At 62.4% G+C, this 25102-nt stretch carries 30 protein-coding genes; 19 read left to right on the forward strand and 11 right to left on the reverse strand.

What is annotated here, in order from left to right; all coding sequences use genetic code 11:
• Positions 1-278: 278 nt before the first annotated feature.
• The 3 genes from ABMA59_RS27970 to ABMA59_RS27980 form a co-directional block, all read right to left on the reverse strand.
• Complete coding sequence (locus ABMA59_RS27970; protein WP_349008658.1) at positions 279-485, reverse strand: DUF3606 domain-containing protein; 207 nt, start codon at positions 483-485, stop codon at positions 279-281.
• Positions 486-604: 119 nt separating this feature from the next.
• Entirely contained in the window at positions 605-1066 is a 462-nt protein-coding gene (locus tag ABMA59_RS27975; protein ID WP_349008659.1) for a hypothetical protein, read from the reverse strand.
• 26 nt (positions 1067-1092) lie between these two features.
• Complete coding sequence (locus ABMA59_RS27980; protein WP_349008660.1) at positions 1093-1548, reverse strand: hypothetical protein; 456 nt, start codon at positions 1546-1548, stop codon at positions 1093-1095.
• Between the two features lie 442 nt (positions 1549-1990).
• On the opposite strand from ABMA59_RS27980, the gene ABMA59_RS27985 reads away from it, so the two are divergent.
• The 11 genes from ABMA59_RS27985 to proB all read left to right on the forward strand — a co-directional run bounded on the left by ABMA59_RS27985 (position 1991) and on the right by proB (position 10200).
• Positions 1991-2584: a hypothetical protein gene (locus ABMA59_RS27985; RefSeq protein ID WP_349008661.1), complete on the forward strand. Its 594-nt coding sequence runs from the start codon at positions 1991-1993 to the stop codon at positions 2582-2584.
• Positions 2581-2919, forward strand: a complete 339-nt coding sequence (locus ABMA59_RS27990) for a hypothetical protein (protein WP_349008662.1) — start codon at positions 2581-2583, stop codon at positions 2917-2919. The genes ABMA59_RS27985 and ABMA59_RS27990 overlap by 4 nt, the downstream gene beginning before the upstream one ends.
• Positions 2916-3107: a hypothetical protein gene (locus ABMA59_RS27995; protein WP_349008663.1), complete on the forward strand. Its 192-nt coding sequence runs from the start codon at positions 2916-2918 to the stop codon at positions 3105-3107. The genes ABMA59_RS27990 and ABMA59_RS27995 overlap by 4 nt, the downstream gene beginning before the upstream one ends.
• Positions 3108-3502: 395 nt before the next feature.
• Positions 3503-3820, forward strand: a complete 318-nt coding sequence (locus tag ABMA59_RS28000) for a hypothetical protein (RefSeq protein ID WP_349008664.1) — start codon at positions 3503-3505, stop codon at positions 3818-3820.
• An 832-nt stretch (positions 3821-4652) separates the two neighbouring features.
• The gene (locus ABMA59_RS28005; RefSeq protein ID WP_349008665.1) at positions 4653-4820 is read left to right on the forward strand and encodes a hypothetical protein; all 168 of its coding nucleotides are present in this window, start codon (positions 4653-4655) and stop codon (positions 4818-4820) included.
• 239 nt (positions 4821-5059) lie between these two features.
• The gene (locus tag ABMA59_RS28010; RefSeq protein ID WP_349008754.1) at positions 5060-5278 is read left to right on the forward strand and encodes a DUF982 domain-containing protein; all 219 of its coding nucleotides are present in this window, start codon (positions 5060-5062) and stop codon (positions 5276-5278) included.
• Positions 5279-5862: 584 nt separating this feature from the next.
• Positions 5863-6453: a 50S ribosomal protein L21 gene (rplU, locus tag ABMA59_RS28015; protein WP_349008666.1), complete on the forward strand. Its 591-nt coding sequence runs from the start codon at positions 5863-5865 to the stop codon at positions 6451-6453.
• An 81-nt stretch (positions 6454-6534) separates the two neighbouring features.
• Entirely contained in the window at positions 6535-6804 is a 270-nt protein-coding gene (gene rpmA / locus ABMA59_RS28020) for a 50S ribosomal protein L27 (protein ID WP_349008667.1), read from the forward strand.
• A gap of 118 nt (positions 6805-6922) precedes the next feature.
• Complete coding sequence (locus ABMA59_RS28025; RefSeq protein ID WP_349008668.1) at positions 6923-7510, forward strand: GNAT family N-acetyltransferase; 588 nt, start codon at positions 6923-6925, stop codon at positions 7508-7510.
• A 264-nt stretch (positions 7511-7774) separates the two neighbouring features.
• The gene (obgE, locus tag ABMA59_RS28030; protein WP_349008669.1) at positions 7775-8809 is read left to right on the forward strand and encodes a GTPase ObgE; all 1035 of its coding nucleotides are present in this window, start codon (positions 7775-7777) and stop codon (positions 8807-8809) included.
• A gap of 257 nt (positions 8810-9066) precedes the next feature.
• Positions 9067-10200, forward strand: a complete 1134-nt coding sequence (proB, locus tag ABMA59_RS28035) for a glutamate 5-kinase (RefSeq protein WP_349008670.1) — start codon at positions 9067-9069, stop codon at positions 10198-10200.
• A 37-nt stretch (positions 10201-10237) separates the two neighbouring features.
• On the opposite strand, the gene ABMA59_RS28040 is transcribed toward proB, so the two are convergent.
• Positions 10238-10684 carry a hypothetical protein gene (locus ABMA59_RS28040; protein ID WP_349008671.1) on the reverse strand — a complete coding sequence of 149 codons (447 nt, stop codon included), beginning with the start codon at positions 10682-10684 and terminating at the stop codon, positions 10238-10240.
• A gap of 89 nt (positions 10685-10773) precedes the next feature.
• On the opposite strand from ABMA59_RS28040, the gene ABMA59_RS28045 reads away from it, so the two are divergent.
• Both ABMA59_RS28045 and ABMA59_RS28050 read left to right on the forward strand, forming a co-directional pair.
• Positions 10774-12057, forward strand: coding sequence for a glutamate-5-semialdehyde dehydrogenase (locus ABMA59_RS28045; RefSeq protein ID WP_349008672.1), 1284 nt, complete (start codon positions 10774-10776; stop codon positions 12055-12057).
• A 97-nt stretch (positions 12058-12154) separates the two neighbouring features.
• Entirely contained in the window at positions 12155-12751 is a 597-nt protein-coding gene (locus tag ABMA59_RS28050; protein WP_349008673.1) for a nicotinate-nucleotide adenylyltransferase, read from the forward strand.
• Between the two features lie 345 nt (positions 12752-13096).
• Here the strand turns inward: ABMA59_RS28050 and ABMA59_RS28055 are convergent, their stop codons facing one another.
• Both ABMA59_RS28055 and ABMA59_RS28060 read right to left on the reverse strand, forming a co-directional pair.
• On the reverse strand, positions 13097-13636 hold the full coding sequence (locus ABMA59_RS28055; RefSeq protein WP_349008674.1) for a DUF2380 domain-containing protein: 540 nt from the start codon (positions 13634-13636) through the stop codon (positions 13097-13099).
• Positions 13637-13809: 173 nt separating this feature from the next.
• Positions 13810-14709, reverse strand: a complete 900-nt coding sequence (locus tag ABMA59_RS28060) for a mechanosensitive ion channel family protein (protein ID WP_425475996.1) — start codon at positions 14707-14709, stop codon at positions 13810-13812.
• A gap of 251 nt (positions 14710-14960) precedes the next feature.
• Here ABMA59_RS28060 and rsfS point away from each other — a divergent pair, with 251 nt between their 5' ends.
• The 3 genes from rsfS to ABMA59_RS28075 all read left to right on the forward strand — a co-directional run bounded on the left by rsfS (position 14961) and on the right by ABMA59_RS28075 (position 16237).
• Positions 14961-15338: a ribosome silencing factor gene (gene rsfS, locus ABMA59_RS28065; protein ID WP_349008756.1), complete on the forward strand. Its 378-nt coding sequence runs from the start codon at positions 14961-14963 to the stop codon at positions 15336-15338.
• A gap of 74 nt (positions 15339-15412) precedes the next feature.
• Complete coding sequence (rlmH, locus tag ABMA59_RS28070; RefSeq protein WP_349008675.1) at positions 15413-15895, forward strand: 23S rRNA (pseudouridine(1915)-N(3))-methyltransferase RlmH; 483 nt, start codon at positions 15413-15415, stop codon at positions 15893-15895.
• A 60-nt stretch (positions 15896-15955) separates the two neighbouring features.
• Positions 15956-16237, forward strand: a complete 282-nt coding sequence (locus ABMA59_RS28075; protein ID WP_349008676.1) for a helix-turn-helix domain-containing protein — start codon at positions 15956-15958, stop codon at positions 16235-16237.
• A gap of 141 nt (positions 16238-16378) precedes the next feature.
• Here ABMA59_RS28075 and alr read toward each other — a convergent pair whose 3' ends face one another.
• The 5 genes from alr to ABMA59_RS28100 form a co-directional block, all read right to left on the reverse strand.
• Entirely contained in the window at positions 16379-17545 is a 1167-nt protein-coding gene (alr, locus tag ABMA59_RS28080) for an alanine racemase (RefSeq protein WP_349008677.1), read from the reverse strand.
• Positions 17546-17643: 98 nt separating this feature from the next.
• Positions 17644-18168 (reverse strand): RNA pyrophosphohydrolase, encoded by a 525-nt coding sequence (locus ABMA59_RS28085; protein ID WP_349008678.1) that lies wholly within the window; start codon positions 18166-18168, stop codon positions 17644-17646.
• Positions 18169-18267: 99 nt separating this feature from the next.
• Positions 18268-19419 carry a divergent polysaccharide deacetylase family protein gene (locus ABMA59_RS28090; RefSeq protein ID WP_349008679.1) on the reverse strand — a complete coding sequence of 384 codons (1152 nt, stop codon included), beginning with the start codon at positions 19417-19419 and terminating at the stop codon, positions 18268-18270.
• A 180-nt stretch (positions 19420-19599) separates the two neighbouring features.
• Positions 19600-20925, reverse strand: a complete 1326-nt coding sequence (locus ABMA59_RS28095) for a S41 family peptidase (RefSeq protein ID WP_349008680.1) — start codon at positions 20923-20925, stop codon at positions 19600-19602.
• Entirely contained in the window at positions 20915-22267 is a 1353-nt protein-coding gene (locus ABMA59_RS28100; RefSeq protein WP_349008681.1) for a murein hydrolase activator EnvC family protein, read from the reverse strand. Before ABMA59_RS28100 ends, ABMA59_RS28095 begins: the two co-directional genes overlap by 11 nt.
• A 195-nt stretch (positions 22268-22462) precedes the next feature.
• Between ABMA59_RS28100 and relB the strand changes: the two genes are divergently transcribed.
• From relB to ABMA59_RS28115, 3 genes are all read left to right on the forward strand, one after another.
• A complete protein-coding gene (relB, locus tag ABMA59_RS28105) occupies positions 22463-22780 on the forward strand; it encodes a type II toxin-antitoxin system RelB family antitoxin (protein ID WP_349008682.1) in 318 nt (105 codons plus the stop codon).
• Positions 22781-23204: 424 nt separating this feature from the next.
• On the forward strand, positions 23205-24458 hold the full coding sequence (locus ABMA59_RS28110; protein ID WP_349008683.1) for a D-amino acid dehydrogenase: 1254 nt from the start codon (positions 23205-23207) through the stop codon (positions 24456-24458).
• A 374-nt stretch (positions 24459-24832) separates the two neighbouring features.
• Positions 24833-25042 (forward strand): cold-shock protein, encoded by a 210-nt coding sequence (locus tag ABMA59_RS28115; RefSeq protein WP_349008684.1) that lies wholly within the window; start codon positions 24833-24835, stop codon positions 25040-25042.
• The last annotated feature ends 60 nt before the right edge of the window (positions 25043-25102 follow it).

The following is a 25102-nucleotide window of genomic DNA, read 5'->3' on the forward strand; positions in this document are numbered from 1 at the left end:
TCGCCGACGTCCTGGCTCGTATCGCCGATCTTCCTGCCTCTCGTCTGTACGAATTGCTGCCCTGGGAGTGGGAGCGTCTGCGCCGAGCCGATGTGGTCGTCGATCAACAAGCCGCCTGACCTTCACGCAACACCATCATAGCTTCGGCACCGCTCGCGCCAGCCAGCATCTTCTGCGGTCCTCAGCGTATGCGTACTCCATAGCCGCGATCTCGGCGTCTGTAACGCCCAACAGGCGCAGGCTCCGTTCCACTTCTCGCACGATATCGGCATGAGCGTTCATACCCCCGGCCTGCTCGTTTGGGCCTTGAGCTTCTCTGCCTCGCGCTCGATCACGTCACGGTCGTTGCCGAAACGCTCAATTAGATCGCGCACTTGGTCGGTGGACAGGCCAAACTTGCTGGCAACGTACCCAACCTCCCATTCCTGATCGCCTGCCACCTGCGATCGGTCGCGGTTGTCCTGCTTACGGGGGTCATCTGACATCGTGTTCCTCCTGAGACCGGGAAAAACTGTCAGGTTCGAGGGAGGTTCCGTCTGCTCCGCTCTGGCCGCCGGGTGAACAGGCGAGATGATGGCCCTTGTCGAGCCATGTTGATTCCCTCTTACAGAACGATGAAGCGCTTATAGTGGCGCTGTTGCATCCGTAAGAATCTCACTGCCGCTTCAGTCGCCCATATCTCGTCAATCCGCATGGGTTTGTGTGTCCGATAGCTACACTCAACAAAGCCACGTTTGCGAAGTCGCTCGGTCGTGGTTGGACCAGCTCCCCTAACTTCATTTATGGAAAAGCGCTTGCCTTCGTTTGCTGCAATGAAGCTGAGGACTTGCTCCTCATATCTGCTCAACGGCTCATCCATCCCCTGAGCCTTTTTTAGTTCGTGCAAACTTTCCTGATAAAGTCCGTCGTCGAATTCGGGCACGTGTTCTCGGGAAAGGGGGCCGTCGTCAGGAACCAAACGCACCACCACTTCACCAATCTTGATCTCAGCGAGAAACCCGGCTTTCGCAGCGCCTTTGCAGATTGCTGTTACTTGGCGAGCAGAAATATTCAGCTTTCGGGTCATGGGAAGGCGTTGGTCAAGGGCTAGGTTCAGTTCCCATCCTTCATCGCGACTGGCCTGGGCCGTCCGTGCCGAAAATGATAGCTAGAGATGAAGTATTGCCGCCGGCCGACCCTCGAAAGCGCCAAATCAAGCTGTCGGTAATGATCCCCTGAGAACATCGAAACGACCGTATGCATCACGGTGTTCGGCACGACGATGACGCCTTCAAAACCACCTTTGATCCGCCATAGTTCACCAACGTGCTCCAATTGCAATTTTGGTGGAGGCACCGTCAAGCACCGTACCGTTATATCTAAAGGGGCTGTCGCTGGCTTTAGCAGCGTCGTCCCAAATAAGGAAAGCCCGTCATCTTCTGAAGCCGGTTCTGTCCCTTCAAACAGGGGCACCGAGAGATAATATTCCCACTCCCATCTCGTCAGCTCGACCTCTAACCATAAGTCTGGGTCAGGCCGTTTCCTGATCTTCGGAATTTCCCGTGTCATGATCTATTCGCCAGTCTGAGCGTTCGACGCAGCTTGGAAGCGCATTCGCGCCCGTCCCGCTTTACCTGGTACCGATCGCACAAGCCATCTTCCCCTTCGGGGAAGGTGCTTGACGTTTTCAGCGAACAGGAACAGCATGTCCGTGGGCGTGATAACCCGGACCGAGATAGACCGCATATTCCCTGGCAGGAATTGCCCTGGCGCCTGGCAGCGTTGGGCAGCGGTTGAATGAACGTGCGACTTGGCGGTCGCGCGTCCCGACCAATATGGCCGGGGGCGAACGCCATGTCCAGAGCCGCGAGGCTTAAAATCGTTCGGCCTGTCTCTCGGCAGGTTATCACCCCCCGGCTGTCGGTCCGCCACCGATGAAAGGCGCATAATTCCACACCAGAATTTTGCTCCGCCGGCCGTGATAAGCCGGTTCGAACCGAGAGAGACCAACATGACTATCGGAGGACAACTCACCCGGCGCGCTATGCTCGCCAGCACGCCCGCCCTGGCCGTGGCCGCAGCTACGCCTGCCATCGCTGTAGGGGATGCAGCGGAAAACTTTTCCGCCGCGCCTTCCACACATGCCGTGGCGGAGGCCAATCCACTTGATCGTGTCACCCGCATATCGCGGGAACTGTCGTATGCGCTCGCCGATTGGAACGACGCCCTAGAGGGCAGTGGGCCTTGGGTGGCGCGGATTTATCCGGCGGGGAGCCGGGAATATCCCATAGGGTTCGAGGACAGCAGCAGATGCGGCCCGTCGCCCGCGATCATGAAACTTTTCGAGGAGTGGGATGAGCTTCATCGGCATACCTGCAACCTCGAATGCTCCGACGAGGAAATGGACGGCTATACGCGCCGGTCGAGTGAACTTGAACGCCAGATGGTAGCGTTGCCGAGCACGACCATTATGGACCTCGCCGCGAAGATAATAGCCGTCACGGGTTACGGTGCCTATGAATTCTCACGCGACGCGAAGCCTAATGCGGAAATTTGGGCCGAACTGGATCTGCTCGTCGGTCGCAACCTGCGTGGTGTGTCATGAGCGACAAGCCTAAGCCGCTGGAACATGCACGACTTTATCTCGACGTACCTCCGCCGGGCTGGCACGCCCTTGGCCCGCACCCTGCCGGCAACGGCGAGCCGAAAGGGCAATGGTTGGTGTTGATGGTGGACGTTCCTTACGAGGAACTGAAAACCTGCATCTGCCGAACCGCTTGGCTGTTCGTCCATCCGAACGAATACAAGCCGCAATGGGGACGGATTGCGCAAGAGGCGTGGGTGCGCATCCCCGGCAAGCACCGAAGCGAAAAGTCAGCGTGGAAGGCGTTCAACGCCATGCTCCCCGACGACGAGCCTGCGGTCGAGGTGGCGGCTTGACCTACCTCGCCATCGCCGCCGGCATCGTCCTGGCCTTCGCCTTCGGCTTCCTTCTGGGCGACAGGCGCGGCGTGCAGCAGGCAAACGAGGGGCTGGACCACAATAACCGGGTGCTGTTGCAGGCGATCAGTGACAGCGTGAGGGCGCCTGCCGAGGGCGAGGAGGAGCGGCGGACGGTGCTGCACTAAACCTTCGCGCCGGCGGGAAATTTCATGGCCCGGACGCGTTGGAACCTCTCGCCGGCATCCTCGTTCAACGAATAAGTTCGAGCCGCGATCTTTCCTTCCTTCCATCGCGGTTCCAGAGAAGGCCCGTCGCAACCGGCGGGCCTTTCCTGTCGTGGAGACCAGGTGGTGGAATGGTTGCCGTTTATCGCAATCGTCTTGGCCCTGTGGGCCTTCCTGTTTTTGCTTTACTGGTTCGGGGGCGGGCGACACTAGAACCTCCCGCCGGCGGGAGGTTGGCCAGGCTGCGGCGACGTGGCCGGGCTTGTCATTGTTAATAGCCTACCGTACCGAACACGCTTACAACTATCGAGTCGCCGCCACTCCTGCACGGCAAGGGGCGCTTGAAAGAGTCTATCATGCTTTCGCCCAAACCACGGGAAATTGGCATGTCAGACCGTCATGGTTTCGTAACTCCTGCTGAACTTGCAGTCCTCACAACAGCGCTGGAGGATTATTGCGCCAGGCACGACCTATCTGGCCTCGATCGAGAAAGGGCCGCGCTGCGAGTGATCAGCCTGTTTCGGCAGGGTATCATCGATCCGACGGCACTAGCAGATCGGCTCGAAGGTATTGTTGGCCGGATAGCGCCGGCCTCAAAATCCATCCCGGTTGAGCGTGAGCCGCTGCTAGATAGTAGCGTTGCGGACAATATCGAAAAACGCCACGGCTCCTAGCGCGAGAATGAGGAGCGTCGCGATCACAAGATCCGCAGTTATGATGGGCGTGTCTTCCATGCTGGCGTCCTGGCTGGCGGAGAACCCGACCGGATTAGCAGGGGCATAGAAGCTGAAGCCTGCCGGGGCGGCCCACTCTGGAGTGAATGGAGCCACTGCGAGCTATCCCAAAAAGAAACTGCGGGTTGCAACTGAGAAGATTGCGTCAAAACGCAAAACGCCGGTAGTGCGGCACTTTAGCAACGGTTTGGCGGAAGTGACATTCCGTCACCCGCGCTGATTGAAATGTCTGCCACATCGCCTTTATCAGAAAGACTTTGAGGGACCACTGAAAGCATGATGGGTAGAGAGGATGTGGCTTCAGCTTACCAAAAATAACCAACCTTTTTTGATTAACCTAAAATGGGTTGCGGATGTTTTCCCCCGTGGCGAGGGGTCTTTGCTGGTCTTTGATAATTCTCTAGGCGAGAACCGGAAAGTCGCAGTTGAGGAAACCGTAGACGAGATCGGTGAATATCTTGGCGTGCCGACATCTGGTAAGCGCCCGCGAGGCTGACGGCTGAAAGGCAGGGCAGGGAGGAACATTAGCACGATCGGCATGTTGATTCAGAGCCCGCTACGATCGATCTGTGTGCCCACTCCAGATCGTAGCAACTGGCCGCCGATGCTTCCCCTGTCAGTCGGCGGCCCTTTTTCGAGAGATCGGGAACACGGCGCCTGATTAGCAGTTTGACGAAATCTGAGGCGAGCCGACACCCTCGCCAAAGTCAAGCCTGCCGCGTGGCGCGCCCTCAATCCGCGCGGCGGGCTGCCTATTTTGTAAGGAGTGGGAATGCAGGCGGGTGATTGGGTCAGCGGCGAAGTTAGGCGCCTGCTTGTAAAGCGTCTGGTGAAAGAGGCCGGCATCAGCGAGGCGCGTGCCAGCGAACTTATCGATATGCTCGGGCCGGATTGGTCATCGCTCATCCGCGAGGCGAGGAACCTTCAGCGCGGTGCGTAGCTGCCATCCGCAGAAGCCCGCCGCCGTGACAGCAGCGGCGGGCCTTTGCCGGATCATCCGCTGATGAAGAGAGAGGGAAATCAGCGCCATCCGACCAGCCGAGACAATCACTAACGCGTTGGCGGTGCATTACCATTTGATACTGCAACGACTCACCGGCTAGCGCATTGATCCGCCTGAGCCGAGTTGAGCGTTGTGCCATGGCTGCGCGTGGTTGGTGGGATAGTCCGGTGCCGGTGATGCTGCGAAACAGCGTGACGGTCATCCATGTGAACAACAATCTCCAGGCTGCCGATATCCTCTTGTACAAGTGGCCTACGAAGGGCGGTGCAAAGCAGCGGGCGGCACGCGAGGCGGTCATGGAAGCCATCGAGCATGCGAACGACCGGATGGCGCTCGCCAAGGCTCAGAAGGCGTTCGCCGAGGCAGCAAAAGAGGCCGACATCCTGATTGAGTGAATGACAGGAGACGCCTGAACATCACGAGAACACGCTGCTACCATTTTGCTACCGAACGCGGTAGCACGCAACGGGACGAAGCGGGACAGAAACGCCAGCCCCGTCCCTAACCCTTTGACGAGAAACCACTTGTAGGGACTGAGTGGGACAAGCCGGCACGGCTCTAACCGCATTTCGAGTGCGGTGCATTCAACCACTCTGCCACCTCTCCGCGGGGCGTGGTCCGCCTTTCGGCGCGGCACTAGATAACGGCAGGTCTTCGAGGTTACAAGGCCCTATCTGCGGCATTGCACCCAGCCGGCGCAGTATTTGCGACCGGCACGGAACGCACCGTTTCCTCATCCGGGCTTGAAAGAAAGCGTTCGCCCTTCGGCGGAACCGGTGACGCCGCGGGAAACTGAAGCAGAGACGCGAAGTTCGGCGCTCCGCCTTGACTCCATGTGACGGTTCGGTTACGGACGGACCAATTCCGGCGCGGGGTCTTCTCCGCGCTGGTTTTCGTTTGAACCCTCAAGACTGATAAAAAGACGGCCAGACCGCCCCGCGGCGTTCGAAAGGCCGGACCGAACAGCGAAAGGCTAAAAATGTTCGCAGTCATCAAGACGGGTGGCAAGCAGTATCGCGTTGCCGCCAATGACGTCATCAAGATCGACAAGCTCGACGGCAACGCCGGCGATATCGTGGAATTCGGCCAGGTCCTGGCTTTCGGCGAAGGCGAAAGCGCCACCTTCGGGGCTCCCTTCGTGGAGGGCGCCACGGTCACCGCGGAAGTGCTCAAGCAGGGTCGCGCCGCCACTGTCATCGCCTTCAAGAAGCGGCGTCGCCAGAACTCGCGCCGCAAGCGCGGCCAGCGCCAGCACGAGACGACCGTGCGCATCGCCGAGATCCTGACCGGCGGCGCCAAGCCGTCGAAGAAGGCCGTTGAGGCAAAGGCAGAGACGGCTCCGGCTGCCGTGCCGTTGTTCACCGCGCCGGCAGGCAAGGGCGACGACATCGAGGTGATCAAGGGCATCGGCCCGGTGGCCGCCGCCCAGCTCAAGGAACAGGGCATCACCACCTTCGCCCAGATCGCGGCCTTTACCGATGAGGACATCGCCCGCATCGATGCGGCCATGCCCTTCAGCGCCGAGCAGATCGGCGACTGGCGCGAGCAGGCCAAGGAACTGGCGAAGTAATCGCCAAAAAAAGCTTTCGGCGGCGCGGCAAGCGCCCTAGAATGAGATCAGGCGCTTCGAACGGGCGCAAAGGAGTTTGAAATGGCACACAAAAAGGCTGGCGGTTCGACGCGCAACGGTCGCGATTCGGAATCCAAGCGCCTCGGCGTGAAAAAGTTCGGCAGCGAATCCGTCATTGCCGGCAACATCATCGTGCGTCAGCGCGGCACCCAGTGGCATCCGGGCGTCAATGTCGGCATGGGCACCGATCATACGCTTTTTGCGCTGCAAGCCGGCGTGGTCGCTTTCAACAAAAAAGCCAACGGACGAACCTACGTATCGGTCAATCCGATCGCCGACGCCGCGGAATAGCCGGATCCGCACCACAACACCGGCGCCCCATCTCGGGAACCGGTGTCTGGCGCAGCCAGCAAAAGGATCAGGGGAGATGGGCCGCCATCTCCCCTTTTTCTTTGCCTGGAGGACTGACATGGTTGCCGAAAAGGAAGACTGCGAAGACGAAAGCCTGGCGATAGACCGTTCGATCCTGGTCACTGAGCGCCTCGTAATGCGCCGGCCGCGCGAGAGCGACGTTGCCGCGCTCGCCGCGCACGCCGATAACCGGCGTGTCGCCGAGATGCTGGCGCGCATGCCGCATCCCTATGGCGAGGCCGAGGCCCGCGCTTTCATCGCCGTGGAGGCGAGCCGCCGCTCCGGCGCCGCCTATGCACTGACGCTTGCCGGCACCGGCAGCTTCATCGGTTGCGCCGGCCTCAACGTGACCGACCGCGGGTTGGAACTCGGTTACTGGATCGGCGAGCCGTTCTGGAAGCAGGGTTTCGCCACCGAGGCGGCACACGCGCTGGTCGATCTCGCCTTCGAAGCGACCTCGATCAATGTGCTGCACGCCTCATGCCGGGTGATCAACCCGTCGTCGCGCCGCGTCATCCACAAATGCGGCTTCCAATATGCCGGCCAGGGAATGATGTTTTCGCTGGTCGCAGGCCAGGTGCCGATCGAGCGCTACCGGCTCGACCGGCGAACCTGGGCGAGTTTGCGGAGTTGGGGGCGGAACTGAGCCGGCCTTACGCTCCCCCTTGCGGGGAGGGTCGGTGAGCCGACGAAACGAAGTGAAGTAGGGCGAGACGGGGTGGGGTCGCTTCAGCTTGGCGCACCTCACAAGCTACCCCACCCCGCTTCAAAAACCTCGCGTGCCGCCAGGTTTTCTCCGCGACCCTCCCCGCAAGGGGGAGGGTTCGCCTATCGCCATCGTTTCCGCCCTCGCGCCCGACAAAACTTTCCGCTAGAGCAGGCGCTTCGTCAGACGCGACAAAACAAGAAAATGAAATTTCTCGACCAAGCCAAAGTCTACATCCGCTCCGGCGACGGCGGCGCCGGTGCGCTGTCGTTCCGGCGTGAAAAATTCATCGAGTTCGGCGGGCCGGACGGCGGCGACGGCGGACGTGGCGGCGATGTCTGGCTGGAAGCGGTCGACGGGCTGAACACGCTGATCGACTACCGTTATCAGCAGCATTTTCGTGCCAAGACCGGCGTGCACGGCATGGGGCGCAACATGACCGGCGCCAAGGGCGCCGACGTGACGCTGAAAGTGCCTGCGGGCACGCAGGTTTTCGAGGAGGACAACGAGACGCTGATCTGCGACCTGACGATCGTCGGCCAGCGCTTTCTCCTGGCTAAGGGCGGCAATGGCGGCTTCGGCAACCAGCATTTCAAGACCTCGACCAACCAGGCGCCGCGCCGCGCCAATCCTGGCCTGCCCGGCGAGGAACGCACCATCTGGCTGAGGTTGAAACTGATCGCCGATGCCGGCCTGGTCGGCCTGCCCAATGCCGGCAAGTCGACGTTTCTGGCGGCCGTCACCGCGGCAAAACCCAAGATCGCCGACTATCCCTTCACCACGCTTCATCCGGGCCTTGGCGTCGCGCGCATCGACGCGCGCGAATTCGTCATCGCCGACATTCCCGGCCTGATCGAGGGCGCGCATGAAGGCGTCGGCATCGGCGACCGGTTTCTCGGCCATGTCGAGCGCACGCGGGTGTTGCTGCATCTGGTCTCGGCGCAGGAGGAGCATCCCGGAAAAGCCTATAAGACGGTGCGCGGCGAGCTAGCCGCCTATGGCAACGGCCTAGCCGAGAAACCCGAGATCGTGGCGCTGAGCCAGGCCGACACGCTGGATGCGGGTACGCGCAAGAAGAAAGTCGCCGCGCTGAAGCGGGCGGCCGGCCGCGCGCCGCTGGTGATTTCCGCCGTCACCGGCGAGGGCGTCGAGGCGGCGCTGCGGGCGCTGATGGTGGAGATCGAGCGAGCCCGGGAGGCCGGCACACCGGCTGTGCTGGATGCGCGGTGGCAGGATTAGGCTTGCAGAATGTCAGCCGTGCCGTTCTACGTTGCCCCTCTCTGTCCTGCCGGACTGCCTGGCCCGCTGCCGTGGCGACTTTCGCCAATCGCCAACTTCGCAGGACGAGTGTCATCGAAGCGGCCGGCAAATCTCCCGCCTTTTGGGGGGTCTGAAGGACGGGCCGAGACCCGTGGCTCGTGCCAGGCAGTCCGGCAGGACAGAGAGGGGCAACGTAGGGCGCTAACCGTTGTGTCCTCCAGTGTTGCGAGGACCGCATGACCCTCTCCCTAAAATCCTACCGCCGCATTACCGTGAAAATTGGCTCTGCCCTGCTGGTCGACCGCGAGACGGGGCTGAAGCGCGGATGGCTGGACTCGCTCGCCGACGACGTCGCCGACCTTGCCAAAGGTGGCGCTGAAATCCTCGTCGTCTCCTCCGGCGCAATAGCGCTGGGCCGCACCATCCTGTCATTGGGAAAGCGCTTGCTGAAACTGGAAGAAAGCCAGGCGGCCGCCGCCGTCGGCCAGATCGCGCTGGCCAGCGCCTGGTCGGAGGCGCTTGGGCGCCACAACCTCCGATCGGGACAAATCCTGTTGACGCTGGGCGACACCGAGGAGCGCCGCCGCTACCTCAATGCCCGCGCCACCATCTCAAAACTGCTGGAATTCAAGGCGATCCCGGTCATCAACGAGAACGACACGGTCGCCACCACGGAGATCCGCTACGGCGACAACGACCGGTTGGCCGCGCGAGTCGCGACAATGATGGGCGGCGACCTGCTGGTACTGTTGTCCGACATAGACGGACTTTATACCGCGCCCCCTGCCCGCAACCCCAGCGCACAATTCATCCCGGTCGTCGACCGCATCACGCCGGAGATCGAAGCCATGGCGGGCGCGGCGGCCAGCGAACTGTCGCGCGGCGGCATGCGCACGAAACTCGACGCCGGCAAGATCGCGACGCTCGCCGGCACCGCGATGATCATCACGGCCGGCACACGGCAGAACCCATTGGCGGCAATCGAGCTTGGCGAACGCGCCACCTTCTTCCGGCCGAGCGCGAACCCGGTGAAAGGTTACAAGACCTGGATCGCCGGGCAGTTGGAGCCGGCCGGACGGCTCACCATCGACGCCGGCGCGGTCGGCGCGCTGCTGTCGGGGAAATCGCTGCTGCCAGCCGGTGTGAAACTGGTGAGCGGCGCCTTTTCGCGTGGGGACACGGTCGCCATCCTCGATCCGGACGGCCGCGAGATCGCGCGAGGGCTAGTCGCCTATGATGCTTCGGACGCTATCCGCATCGCTGGGCTGAAGACCGCCGAGATTGCCGAGCGCCTCGGCCACGAGGCGCGCTCAGCCATGGTGCATCGCGACGATCTGGTGATTTCGATGGCGCGAGCGGCCGCCAATTGATTTGTCCGAAAGATCCCTTTCGAACAAAACCGCGTCCCTATTGGCTGTATCTTTTCAGGACCTCCTGACGCTCTTTCAGCAAATCGGAGCATCCCCCAAGCTCTTTCTCCATGATCGTCACCACCTCTGGTTTCGAAAGAGACTTTATTTCAGGAAAAATGATCTCGAGAAATTCTTGCCGCTGTTTTGGGTCGGCAATTTGGCGCTCCTTTAATCCGGCCTCAGCTTCAAGCTTGGACCGAGGTCCGCATCCGTGAGCCAACTCGACCACCACGAACACTTTCGCCAGCGGCTCGGGTTTGGCTCCGCAGAATTCTTCGGCCAACAGATGCCTGGCGATCATTGACATCATCGTCATGACTTTGCCGTCCGGGCTTTCGCCAGGTTCGATCTCGTCGTCGCAATAATTTTGGCCTGCCGCCAGGCTTGGTGCCAGAACATGAGCCGCGGCCAGGCCAACTGCGAATATTTGTGCCTTGAGCATGCTGCCCCTCGACAACAACCGCATTGGAATTCCGTTGCCCCGCCAATGCCGCTAGTGTTACAGCCGCATCTATTGTCGGAATGACGGCTATGCTGAACAAGGCGGACAACAGCCAATCGGTGCAAGAAACCATGGCCGATATCGGCCGCAACGCGCGCGCCGCGGCGCGCCCGCTGGCGATCGCCCCGGCGGACCAGAAGAACCAGGCCCTGGTTGCCATGGCGGACGCCATCCTGCGCGACGAGCAGAAAATCCTCGACGCCAACGCGATTGACATGAAAAACGGCGAGGAATCAAAGCTTTCGCCGGCGATGATGGATCGCCTCAAGCTGACTTCGGCCCGCATCCGCGGCATGGCCGACGGCGTTCGGGCCATCGCCGACCTGCGCGACCCCGTGGGCGACGTGATCGCCGAGTGGGACCGGCCCAACGGCCTCCATATCGAACGGGTGCGCACGCCGCTCGGCGTCATCGGCGTGATCTACGAGAGCCGGCCCAATGTGACGGCCGACGCCGGCGCTTTGTGCCTGAAGGCAGGGAATCCGGTGGTTTTGCGAGGCGGTTCGGATTCGCTGAACTCTTCCGCCGCGATACATGCCGCTATGGCCGAGGGGCTGAAATCAGTCGGCCTGCCAGAGGAGGCGATCCAACTGGTGCCGGTGGCGGATCGGGCCGCTGTCGGTGAGATGTTGAAAGGGCTTTCCGGAAATCTCGACGTGATCGTACCGCGCGGCGGCAAGAGCCTGGTGGCGCGGGTTCAGTCGGAAGCGAGGGTTCCGGTGTTCGCGCATCTGGAAGGACTTTGCCATGTCTATGTCGACAAGTCGGCAAATCTCGACATGGCTATATCCTTGGTTGTAAACGCGAAAATGCGACGTACCGGCATCTGCGGCTCGGCCGAGACGCTTTTGATCGACCGCGCGGCGGCACAGACGCATGCCGTGCCGATCCTCGCCGCGTTGGCCGAGGCAGGCTGTGAGATCCGTGCGGATTCAGAGACTTGCGTGCTGTTTCCCGCTGCGAAGCCGGCGACCGAGCAGGATTGGGCGACCGAATATCTGGACGCGATCATTTCAGTGAAACTCGTCGATGGAATTTCCGGGGCGATCGAGCATATCGAAAAATGGTCGTCGCATCACACTGAAGCGGTGATTGCGGAGGATAATCAGGTAGTTGAGCGGTTCTTCAATGAGGTCGACTCGGCTATCCTGCTGCACAATGCCTCGACACAGTTCGCCGATGGCGGCGAGTTCGGCTTCGGCGGCGAGATCGGGATTTCGACCGGAAAAATGCATGCGCGCGGGCCGGTGGGCGTTGAACAGCTCACTTCGTTCAAATACCGCGTGCGCGGGACCGGCCAGCTAAGATCTTGATCGCAAAAGAAAATTGAACATCGCTTCGCACCCCTCTCTAGCGCCTGCCGGCCATCTCCCCAGCGAGGGAGCGACGGTTGCGGAAAACTATCTCCGAATGCCGCATGCCGAGAAAGGCATGCAGGTCGGATTGTTCGGGGGATCGTTCAATCCACCCCATGCCGGCCACGCGCTGGTCGCCGAGATTGCCCTTCGGAGGTTGGCGCTCGATCAGCTCTGGTGGCTGGTGACGCCCGGCAACCCATTGAAAAACAAGAACGAACTTCTGCCGCTCGGCGAACGGATCGCGCTGTCCGAAAGGGTTGCCGGCAACCCCAGGGTCAAGGTGACCGCGTTCGAGGCCCGACAGAATTTCCGCTACACCGCCGACACCCTGGCCTACATCAAGGCACGCAATCCGGGCATCGATTTCGTCTGGATCATGGGTGCCGACAATCTGCGCGACTTCCACCGCTGGCAACGCTGGCGGCAAATTGTCCTTACTTTTCCGATAGCTGTGGTCGACCGGCCGGGATCGACGCTGGCGTTCCTGTCGTCGGTGGTCGCAAAAACCTTCGACCATGCGCGCGTCGACGAAGCCGACGCGCCGCGGCTGGCTGGCATGAAAGCGCCGGCGTGGACCTTCATCCACGGTCCACGCTCATTGCTGTCGTCGACGGCGATCCGAGCCGGAAAAACCGAGCAAAAACAATAGGTCGTCTTTCTGAAGGAAGCTGCGGCAAGTTCGTAAAATAGAACGAAATCAGCATCTTGTCGGAGTTTCACACCGTTGAGTCGTCAAATAACCTGACGCAAGGCCCTCGCGGACTTGCCCAAGCGGCCAATTTCGCTGCCAAGCCGCTGCCGCACCCGCGCAATCGGCCGACGGGCTTGCATCGTCTGACTGCGACAGAGAACGCGCGATCGCCCCGCTGACCGCCGCCGGCCTCCGGCGCCTTCGAACGAGACGACGCTCAGTCTGTGGCGACCTCGTCGCCGGCTGCCTCGGATCACCAAAAATCCACCACGACGATCATCCGACGGTCAAACGTTGGCCCTGCTATTTCGCCGCAAGCACCTGCTTGTCCATCAGCCACTTCACGCCACGCGGCCAGGCATAGTTGGCGCCCATGCGCAGGTTGGTGAAGTTATTCGATACCTGCTCGCCGCTACGCGCGTCGAGGACGCGGATGAAAAGTGTGTATTCGGTGCGGTTGACACGGGTGACGACCCCGAGCATCGCCTGGTCGCCGCCCAGCTTCAGCGCGGCCGGCGCTTCGCATCCGCCGCAATTGCGGATGCCGAATTTCTTTGCCGCGTCGAGATCGGCACCCTTGGTGTCGACGATCGTGTAGCCGGCCGCGGACAGCATGTCCCGGGCCTTCTGGGTGGCTTCGGCCAGATATTTGGTATCGTGTTCGTCCTGGGCGATTATGCCGGCGCCGGCGCTCTTATCCTCCAGTTCGAAATCGAACACCGCAATCCTCACCGGCGGTCCGCTGCCCGCCTGCTGGGCATGCGCAGCGGCAGTCAGCGGCGGCGACAGCAGCAACAGGGTGCCGGCGAGCGGCCCCAGAACCCGTGACCTGGCAACGTCCATGGCCTCCTCCCGTTGGGTTGACCATACCGTCGAGGTTACAGCAGATGGCCTCGCCGCGCCATCGTGCTTTGGGCCAGATCAACGGCCCACTCGCCCCCATGCGACAGTAAATTGACCGACAGACTACTTCGCAAAACAGAACACAGGCATCGTCGCAGTTGGATGCGGCGTCTTCATTGCCGCGTCGGGCGCTGCGGGTCGCCCGGTTTCCTTCCCACCTCGTCAAAGTCCCGATCGGTTGCCGCCGCCGGTGCGGGATAGGGATCCGGAAAGCCCATGCCCTTGACGGCGAGCCTCGTGCGGGCAAGCTTGGTCAGATCGAGTTTGGTGCGGAAGAAATCCGTGTCCGAGGTCCAGTAGCGCAAAGTCATCTGCACGGAGGCGTCATTGAGCACGTTGACAAAGGCAAGCGGAGCCGGCTGCTTTTTCACACGCTGGTCGGAATTGGCGAGGTCGGTCAAGATACGCTGGGCGTTGTCGATGTCGTCTGTGTAGCGGATGTTTACCGCGATGTCGTTGCGGCGAACATGGTTGCGGCTGGAGTTGCGGACCGGCTCGTTCCATAGCTTCGAGTTGGGAGCGAGGATGTAGATGCCATCGGCGGCCCGCAGTTTTGTCGCGAACAGCCCCACTTCCTCGACCTCGCCGGCGATCGACCCGACCTCGATCTGCTCGCCGATGCGAAAAGGGCGGAGCACCAGAAGCATGATGCCGGCCGCAATGTTCTGCAGCGTGCCCTGCAGCGCCAGCCCGATGGCCAGCCCGATGGCGCCGATGGCCGCGATGATGGAGGCCGTCTGAACGCCGAACTGGCCGAGCACCATGACCACCACCAGGACCAGAACCGCATAACGCGCCGCGGTCGCGAAGAAATGGCGCAAAGTGCTGTCGAAGCCGGGCAACCGGGAGAGTCCGGCCGAAATGCCGCGCTCCACCAGGCCGGCGACGATATAACCCATGATGATGAGCACCACCGCGCCGAGCACGGAGAAGGAATAGGCTATCGCAAGGGCCCAGACGGCGCCGAAGCCCGTTCCGATCGTCGTCAATGCTTCCTGCGCCATGCCATCCATCATCCCGTCTCCGATTTGCTGCAATGCGACCGAAACTTGTGGGCGGCGGATGCGTTCCCTGGACGGCATTGTCTGCGCACCCACCGGCATACCCCATGACGCACCGCAAAAATGAGGAGGCGAAGGTGTCTTGAAACCTTCACCCTGCTGCGCCTATCTTCAAGGTGTCCGCTGATTTGGCGGATGATTTGGTTGTTCTTGTCGCGAAAGGAAAGACACTGAGAACAGCACTACGGAAGAAGGCATATCCAATGCCTTCGCCGGCCGGGATCAGCGGATATGACTCCGTGTCCCGCGCCCTTGAAACAGTCCTTGCCAGTCTTGACGACTCCAAGGCAGAAAACATCGTCTCAATCGACATTCAGGGAAAGTCCAGCCTCGCCGACCACATGGTCGTGGCGTCGGGGCGTTCGCACCGCCATGTGGCGGCCGTCGCGGACCACCTGCTGACGGCGCTCAAGGACGCCGGCTTCGGCAATGCCCGCGTCGAGGGCCTGGCCGGCGCCGACTGGGTGCTGATCGATTCGGGCGATATCATCGTGCATGTCTTCCGCCCCGAAGTCCGCGAATTCTACAATCTCGAAAAGATGTGGCAGACGCCGGATCTGGGTGACGAGACCCTGCACTGACGCCGCGGGTGGGCTTGCGCTCATGACCTGACGCAGCCTGGCGGCGAGCAGCTTTCGCCTGTAAGGCGGATGCGATGAAGATATCGATCCATGCCGTGGGCCGCATGAAGGCCGGCCCCGAGAAGGAATTGGCCGCGCGCTATCTCGACCGCTTCGCAAAGAGCGGGCCGGGGATCGGTCTCGAATTCTCCGGTTTGACCGAAATCGCCGAAAGCCGCGCGGTGAGTGCGGCCGAGCGTGGCCGCGAGGAAGCCGATCGGCTGCTTGCTTTCCTTGACGACAAGGCGGCGCTGATCCTGCTCGACGAGCGTGGCAGGAATTTCTCTTCGCCTCAGTTTGCCGAAAAACTCGGAGCACTGCGCGACGAGGGACGGCGCCAGTCGGTCTTCGCCATAGGCGGGCCGGACGGCCACGACGAACGCCTGCGCGATAGGGCGGCACTTGTGTGGTCGTTTGGCGCGCTGACCTGGCCGCACCAGATGGCGCGCATCATGCTCGCCGAGCAACTGTACCGCGCGACGACGATTCTATCGGGGCACCCGTATCATCGGGTTTAGCTGCACCGCAAAGAGATATCGACCTTGCGTCGCAACGGCTGCGAAAATGAAAGGCGAACAATGAACGCAGAGACCTACGAGAGCGTGTGGGACGCACTTGCCGATACGGAGCAGGAGGCCGCAAACCTGAAGGCACGATCGGCGCTGCTCTATGAAATCCGCAAGGCGGTAGAGAAATGGGCGGTGCCACAGGAGGAAGCCGCAAGGCGCCTCGGTCTGACGCGCCCCCGCACCAACGATCTGTTGCGTGGCAAGCTCGCGAAATTCTCGCCCGACGCGCTGGTCAACATTGCAGCATCGGCCCATTTGGAGATAGAGATCCGGGTGAAGGACGCAGCTTGACCGGGTCCAGTGCGAGAAACAGGCTCACTCTCGAAGTGAGCGGGCCTGTCGCACGGAATGTAAATCGGCACGGCTTTTTGATCTCGGACAATCCGAACCAAAAAGGTAATCGTCTCGCTTCAAGCCGCCAGGCGACTGCGGCTACTTGTCCAGATACACCCGGTGGAACCGGTGGCCGAAACCGGTCAGGACCTCATAGCCGATCGTTCCGGCCTGGGTCGCTACCTCGTCGACGCTCTGGTGCGGGCCGATGAGTTCGACAAGCGTGCCGGGCGCGAGCGAGCCGGGCGGCAGCGCGGAAATGTCGAGAATGATCGAATCCATCGACACGCGGCCGACGAAGGGAAGTCTTTTGCCGGCAAAGAATGCGAACGATGTGGCGCGGCGGTGCCATCCGTCGGCATAACCGAGCGAGATTGTCGCGAGCCGCATCGGCTCGAGAGCCTTGGCGGCGTGGCCGTAGCCGATGCCCGTGCCGGCTGGGACCTCGCGGGTCTGGATGACCTTTGCCTCGAGCTTGACCACCGGACGCATCGGATTTCGCCCGCCGGGCTGAGGATTGATGCCGTAGAGCGCGCAGCCCGGCCTCGCCAGGTCGAAATGGCGGCCGGCATCGAGGAAAATGCCTGGCGAATTGTCGAGCGCGCGCGGCGCCGGCGGGAGTTTTTGCGCGAGCGCCTCGAAAGCTGACCGCTGTTCGGCATTGGACGCTTCATGGGGTTCGTCGGCGCGGGCAAAATGGCTCATCACCAGTTTCAGCTCGATGCCGTCGAAGGCATGCGGATCGGCGGCGACCCGGTCGACCTCCTCGGGCGGCATGCCGAGCCGGGCCATGCCGCTGTCGACCTGCACCGCCGCCGGCAGGGTTTTTCCAGCACGCGACGCATGTTCCCGCCAGGCCGCAAGCTGCGCTTCGCTGTTGAGAACAGGCACGAGCCCCGCCGCCGCGCAAAATTCCTCTGAGCCCGGCGGCAGGCCGTTGAGCACGAAGATTTCCGGCAACGCGCCGAGGATTTTCCGCAGCGCGATGCCTTCGCCGAGATGCGCGACGAAGAAGGTATCACAGCCTTCCCTGGCCAGCGCCGGCGCGACTTTTTCCGCGCCGAGCCCGTAGGCGTCGGCCTTGACCACCGCTGCGCAGCGCCCGCCGCCGAGCCGCTCGCAGAGCAGTCGGTAGTTGGCACGGATCGCGCCGAGATCGATGGTCAGCACAGCGCCGGCGGCGGCAAGACCGGTCGACCCATCTTCAGCGGCGCAAGCTTGGAGATCAGTGCGATCGCCGTTCTGTATCCGTGCATTCGAAGACATAGGACGACCCAAATCCGCTCCTCGACCTCATGGGGGATGAGTAGCCGTGACAGCGTGTCTCCGCAATGCTCCGAGGCCAGACGCGGACAGCGCTCGCGTCACGTGGTCAGGTGCCGGAAGGCGGAGACCACCTCGACATAGGTATGCCGCTTGAACGGCACGATCAGGTCGGGAAGCTCGGCCATCGGCTTCCACGCCCATGCGTCGAATTCCGGCTCGTGGCCGCCGGGCGGAGGGTTGATGGCGATCTCGCGCTCATCGCCGGTGAAGCGCAGAGCGAACCATTTTTGCGTCTGGCCGCGGTATTTTCCCTTGAAGGCGACGCCGACAAGATTCTCCGGCAGATCGTATTTGATCCAGTAGGGCGCCTCGGCCAGCAGCGACACGGAGCGCATGCCGGTCTCCTCATAGAGTTCGCGCAGGGCCGCCGGATAGGGCTCCTCGCCCTTGTCGATGCCGCCCTGCGGCATCTGCCAGAGCATCGGCGTGCCGGCGAATTCGCTGTCCGGCTGGGCGATGCGGTGGCCGGTCCAGACCAGCCCTTCGGCGTTCAGCACCATGACGCCGACGCAGGGCCGATAAGGCAGGGATTCGGGGTCGACGGGTTTTTTCTGTTTGGGCATCGCAATGGTCCTTGGGCATTCGGCCGAGATCGTGACCTATACCCTCAATCTCGGAATTTTATGAACGGGCGCCAAAGACGGTCAAACGCCACGCCTGCCCTACCGTTCCGGGTCGCTCGCCAGCGCGGAGATCGGCACGATCTCGATGCCGCGCTTCTTGGCCTCATTGGCCCAGCTTGCAACCGCATCGACGGTGGAATCGAAGGCGAAGCCGGTGCCGATCGCATAACCCTTGGCGCGGGCGGTGCGCTCCAGCTCGTCAAGCTTCTTCAGGATCGCGCCGCGGTCGCGGTCGGTGTCGAGCGTCGCGTCGCCGGCGGCGAAGGGCACGCCGTTCTTCAGCGCAAGTTCCGGCGCGGCGCTGCGGGCCGACGAGCCGTCGTCGAGGTAGAGCAGGCCGCGCTTGCCGAGTTCGGCCAACATCGGTTGCATGGCCTCGCCATCGGCCGAGAAGCGGGCCCCCATGAAATTCATCACGCCGGTGTAGTTGGTGGTGCGCGAAAGCGCCCAGCGCAGATTCTTGATGTTCTCGTCGGCCGAGGCGTCGACCGTCAGCGTGTTGCGGCCGGGATCGACGTTCGGATAGTCGAACGGCTCCAGCGGCACCTGCATGACGATCTCATGGCCCTTCTGCCGTGCGGCCTGCATCCAACGGCCGATGCTGTTTCCCTGCGGCGAAAACGCGATGGTGATCTCCGCCGGCAGACGCTCGATCGCCGCCTGCGTGCCGGTCTGCGAGATGCCGAAGCCGCCGAGCACGATGGCAACCCGCGCGCCCCGCGCACCGGACCATGGCCGCGCATAGACGTCGAAGGGCCTTCTTCCGTCGGCTGCGCGGATCGGCAGCGGACCGACATCGGTGCGCTCGATCAGCGCCGGATCAGGCAAATGCGCGACGCGCAGGTTCTGTCCGATCGCTGACGGATCGCGGATCACCACGACGCCGCTATTCGCCGGCCTGTCGGCCGGGTCGACCTGGATGATCTTTGCGCCGCCGCTGGGCTGAGCGGTGGAGTTGGCTGGCCCGGTCGCATCGGCGGCGGAAGCCGCGACGTCCGGCGTCGTCGTCACGACCGGAGCAGGCGTCCGGAACGGACGCTCGCGCAGAGCGATCGAACCGGCAACGGCGATGACGGCGAGAACGGCAAGGCCGGAGGTGATGGCGCCCGTGGTGAGGCGTCCCGTGGTGGAACCGGCGGGCGCAAGGCCCTGCCCCAGCGGACGTTCGATTTCCCTCTGCGTGACCGACAAACCGCACCCCTTTGCCGAATATCAGGCAAATCCCGTCGGCTGCACCGTGCCATCGGAAGCTTGCGGCAGCCTTTCGTGGGGGCTACCGAAGCCAAATCCAATTCGCACGCGCTGCGGCGGATACGCTTCGCCGATGGAAAAGGCGGCGAAGATTTCTCTTCGCCGCCTTTTTCGGAACGCTTACTGGTTGAGGACAGCCTTGTCCGGGTTCGGCGGGAAGGCGGGATCGGTCTTGGTGCCGCGCAGAAGCTCGAGCGCATAGGACAACTGCACGTCGTCCTTCGGATCCGGCGGCACATAAGCGGCCGAGCCGGAACCCTGGTCGCTCTCGTCGGCGCCCTTGATGTGGCCCTTCAGATCCGACTCGCCGCGCGTCGTGTCGACATTCTTCAAATCCTCGGGCAGCGGCTGGTCGACCTTGATGTCTGGCGTGATGCCCTTGCCCTGGATCGATTTGCCGGACGGCGTGTAATAGAGCGCCGTGGTCAGGCGCAGCGCGCCGTTCTCGCCGAGCGGGATGATGGTCTGCACCGAGCCCTTGCCGAAGGACTGCGTGCCGACCACGGTGGCGCGGCGATGGTCCTGCAGGGCGCCGGCAACGATCTCCGAGGCGCTGGCCGAGCCGCCGTTGACGAGCACCACCACCGGCTTGCCGTCGATGTCGTCGCCGGGTCGCGAGTCGAAGCGGGTCACGTCCTTGGGGTCGCGGCCGCGCGTCGAGACGATCTCGCCGCGGTCGAGGAAGGCGTCGGACACGCTGACCGCCTGGTCGAGCAGGCCGCCCGGGTTGAGGCGCAGGTCGAGCACATAGCCCTTCAGCTTGTCGTCCGGCACCTGCTTCTTGATCGCCGCGATTGCGGCTTCCAAATCGTCGTAGGTCTTCTCGGTGAAGGAGGTGATCTTCATGTAGCCGACGTCGTTCTCGACCCGGTACTTGACCGCCTTGACCTTGATGATGTCGCGCACGATCGTGATGTCGAGCGGCTTGTCGGCGCCTTCGCGCAAAATGGTCAGCTTGATCGGCGTGTTGACGAGCCCGCGCATCTTCTCGACCGCGTCGTTCAGCGTCATGCCGCGCACCTCGTCGCCGTCAATGGCCGAGATGAAGTCGCCGGCGCGCACGCCCGCCTTGGCGGCAGGCGTATCGTCGATCGGCGTGATCACCTTGACCAGTTCGTTTTCCATGGTGACCTCGATGCCGAGGCCGCCGAACTCGCCCTTGGTCTGGACGCGCATGTCCTTCGCAGCTTCCGGATTCATGTAGGACGAATGCGGATCGAGCGATGTCAGCATGCCGTTGATGGCGCTTTCGACCAGCGCCTTCTCGTCGGGCGGCGTAACGTATTGGCCGCGCACCCGCTCGAAGATGTCGCCGAAGATGGCGAGCTGCTTGTAGGTATCCGATCCTGCCGCGTTCGCCGTCGTTCCGACGTTGCCGTAGACGAGGCTCATGGCGGACGCGCCCATCAACGCACCGGCAATCAGAAGCGACAATTTACGTACCATTTCCTGTCCTTCCAGAAAGACGCTCCGCCCACCAGGGAGACGGATCGACGGGTTTTCCATCCTTGCGGAACTCGACATAGAGTTCCGGTGCATCAGCCGCATTCTCTGCCAGAGTGCTCGCCACCCTGGCCTCTCCCATCGCACCGACCGGTTCCCCGGCCAGAACCGAACGCCCGAGCGCGACGGTGATTCTATCCATCCCTGCCAGAACGACATGATAACCGTCGCCCGCATCAAGGATCAAGAGTTGTCCATATGAGCGGAATGGCCCCGCATAGAGCACATTTCCATCGGCAGGAGCGGTGACGATGGCGCCCGATTGTGTCGCAACCGTGTCGCCCTGCATCACGCCGCCGTTATCGTCCTTCCCCCCGAAACGCCGCTTGAACCTGCCATTGACGGGTATTGCCAACTGGCCGCGCAACGCTTCGAACGGAAGTGCCGCGATGGTGCGGTTGTTTTCCGGCAAGGCGGCGATCTCGGCATCGCGGGCCAGCAGCTTCTCCTTGGCGGCGCGCGCCGCATCGGCCAGGGCCTTGTCCTTCTCCGCCTGCTTGTCGAGCGCGGCGATCAGTTCCTTGAGGCTGCCTGCCTTGGCGGCAAGCTCCTCGGCGCGCAGGCGCTCGGCGGTAAGTTCGGTCTCAGTCTCGCTCTGCAGCTTCTGCTTGGCCTCCAGCAGAAGGCTGAGCCGCCGCTGCTCCGCCAGTTGATCGGTGACGGAAGCGGTCAGCCGTCCGCGCTCGGCCTCGATCGAACCGGTGAGCCGTGACAGTTCGGCCATGTCGGCCATCAGAATCTCGGTCTCGTGCCTCAGTTCCGGCACCACGGCGCCGAGCAGGATGGCGCTGCGCACCGACGACAGCGCGTCATCCGGCTTCACCAGGATCGCCGGCGGCGGGTTCAGGCCCATGCGCTGCAAAGCGCCGAGCACTTCCGCCAGCACGCCGCGGCGCTCGGCAAGCGAGGCGCGCACGATATCGGCCTGGCCTTTCAACCCATCCAGCCGGCCGGTGATCTCCTCGATGTCCTGGCCGAGCTTCTTCTCGGTCTTTGCCGCCTGGATCAGCGCCGCCGTGATCGAGGCATAATCCTGCTTCACCCCGGCGATCTCGGCCGCGAGCTTTTCGACGCGGTCGGCGGAAAGCTCGATCTCCCGGTTGACGGTTTCGTATTCGGCGCGTTTTGCCTCCGCCTGGGGAGCGGCCGCCTGCGCGTCCTGACCCGACGCAGGCGTGGCCGAGGTCTGCTGGCCCGAAGCCGGCATAGAGGCGGCCAGCAGCATGGCAGCGCTTGCCAAGCCGCGGCAAAGCCTCTCCGCAATGCGTCTCGTCCTGTCAGCCATGGTCCCGGCATTGGGTTCGCAAGGACGGAAGTCTACACCCGCCTTTGTTAACGAACCATCAACCATAATCCCGACCCGCATCACTCAAATTCGGATAGCAATTTGTCGAAAATTCGCCGGGGTAAGGGCCCAGGCAGCGCTTGCACCGTATCTCAATTGAGATACAAGTTGATGTAGGAAGCATGGAGAACGAGGATGACCAATAAGACCTCGATTAAGACCTCGATGCTGCACGTCCGCGTCGATGAGGAATTGAAGTCAACTGCGTCGGAGACATTGGCCGGCGTTGGGCTGACCATATCCGACGCGGTGCGCATCCTTCTGACCCGCGTCGCCCAGGAAGGCGGCCTGCCTGCCGGCCTCGCATCGGACCCTGCGGTCTACGACCGCTGGTTTCGCGCCAAGGTAGACGAAGCCCTTGCGGACAAAAGACCTTCCGTTCCGCACCAGCAGGTGATGGATGAGGCCCAAGCGCGGATTGACAGGAAAATCCGTGCCCGGACCGGCGCCTGAGTGGAAGGCTACGGCGCGCGGCGGCCTCCTGTCGATCATCGACTACATTTCCGACGACAATCCCAGAGCCGCGCAGCCTCGCAAGAACGACATCGAAGCCAAGGTGGCGCGGCGGCCGGAGCACCCAAGGCTTTGTCGCCCAGGCCTAATTGGCCGGCACACGCGAGATGAACGTGCGGACCAACTTTGTGGTTGTCTACGCTGAGGACTTTCGCGCCGTGACAATCTTGCGGGCGCTGCACGCCGCCCAGCAATGGCCGCCAGTGGAATGAACGTCGGCAACACAAGAAGCTTCGGTGATCCTTGATAGCCGCCCCACATTGTCGTCCGGAAGTCTGCCCGGCCGACAAAGTCGTTGCCATTCCGGTACGTTCAGCCTCACATGGCAGCGCCACATTGAAGGGGTCAAATGCGAGGGGCGACGATGAAGATTCTTGTTCTCGGCAGCGGCGTGATCGGCGTGACGGCGGCGCATTACCTGGCCGAGGCCGGCCATGAGGTTACGGTGGTCGACCGACAGAGCGGGCCGGCGCTGGAGACAAGTTTCGCCAATGCGGGCGAAGTGTCGCCCGGCTATTCCTCGCCGTGGGCCGGCCCGGGCATCCCGGTCAAGGCGGTCAAATGGCTGCTGATGAAGCATGGCCCGCTGGTTATCCGCCCGCTGGTCGACCCGGCCATGTGGTCGTGGGTGTTCAAGATGCTCATGAACTGCAATTCGAAGAGCTATGCGGTCAACAAGGCGCGCATGGTGCCGATCGCCGAATATGCCCGCGACTGCCTGCGCGACCTGCGCGCCTCGGCCGGCATAAGTTATGACGAGCGCAGCCAGGGCACGCTGCAACTTTTCCGCACGCAGAAGCAGCTTGACGGGACCGGCGGCGATATAGAGGTGCTGAAACAATTCGGCGTTCCCTTCGAGGTGCTGGACCCCGCCGGCTGCATCGTCGTCGAGCCGGCGCTGGCCAAGGTGAAGGGGAAGTTCGTCGGCGGGCTGCGCCTGCCGGGCGACGAGACTGGTGACTGCCAGATGTTCACCGAGCGGCTGGCCTCGCATGTGGCGAGCCGCGGCGTCACCTTCAAATTCGGCACGACGATCGAGCGGATCGTCGCCGAGGGCGGGAAGATCACGGGCGTGGCCACCAGCGCCGGGCTTCTCACTGCTGACGCCTATGTCCTGGCGTTGGGCAGCTATTCGCCGATCATGGTGAAACCACTCGGCCTGTCGCTGCCGGTCTATCCGATCAAGGGCTATTCGATCACCGTGCCGATCAAGGACGAGGCCGGCGCGCCGCAATCGACGGTCATGGACGAGACCTACAAGGTTGCAATCACCCGGCTCGGCAGCCGCATCCGCGCCGGCGGGACGGCGGAGATTTCCGGCTACGATTTGCGCTTGCACGACGGGCGCAAGGCGACCCTGACGCATTCGGTCGGCGACCTGTTCCCGGCTGGCGCGGACCTGGAAGGCGCCAAATTCTGGTGCGGCCTGAGGCCGATGACGCCGGATGGCCCGCCGATCATCGGCGGCACGCGCTATCCCAACCTCTACCTCAGCACCGGTCACGGCACGCTGGGCTGGACCATGTCCTGCGGTTCCGGCCGCGTACTGGCCGACATCATTTCGGGCAGGAAGCCGGACATCGACGCGCGGGAACTGGCGCTGAGCCGCTATCGATGATCTGGAACGACGAGAGCCTGATCGCCGGTTTCATCTTCCTCGGGCTCGCCGGAGGCGGAATAGCAGCACATAGGAGGCTTGGCTGTTGCAAATATTTGCAGAAGGGAAGGCATCGGCTTGGTCGAAACGGCGAGCCGCCGTGAACAATCCAGTCGAAACCGTCGGTCCCCTCGACTGGATAAGAACTCCGCCGGGCGCTGTTTGACTTTCTCCCTCGCAAACCCTATGTATCTTGAATCGATGTTGCTAGCCGATTTTGTCTATCAAGCGCTGCAGAAGCGCGCTCTGGCGAATTCTTCTCCAAAATCGATCAAAAATAATCCGGCGTGCGTTTGCCCGCCGGACCATTTCACGAACGATTGAAAGGAATCGTCATGAGCACAGGTACGGTCAAGTGGTTCAACGGAACCAAGGGTTTCGGCTTCATTCAGCCTGATGAAGGCGGTGCGGACGTGTTCGTCCACATCTCCGCCGTCGAACGCGCCGGAATGCGCAGCCTCAACGAAGGCCAGAAGGTCGGCTACGAACTCGTTCGCGACCGCAAGTCCGGCAAAATGTCGGCGGACAGCCTGACGGCTGCCTAAATATCCCATCTCGCAACGGTGACCGATGAAGTATCGGCACCGAAGCGACAGGGAACGGGA

The sequence above is a fragment of the Mesorhizobium yinganensis genome, from assembly GCF_040081985.1.
GTDB classification, from domain to species: domain Bacteria; phylum Pseudomonadota; class Alphaproteobacteria; order Rhizobiales; family Rhizobiaceae; genus Kumtagia; species Kumtagia yinganensis.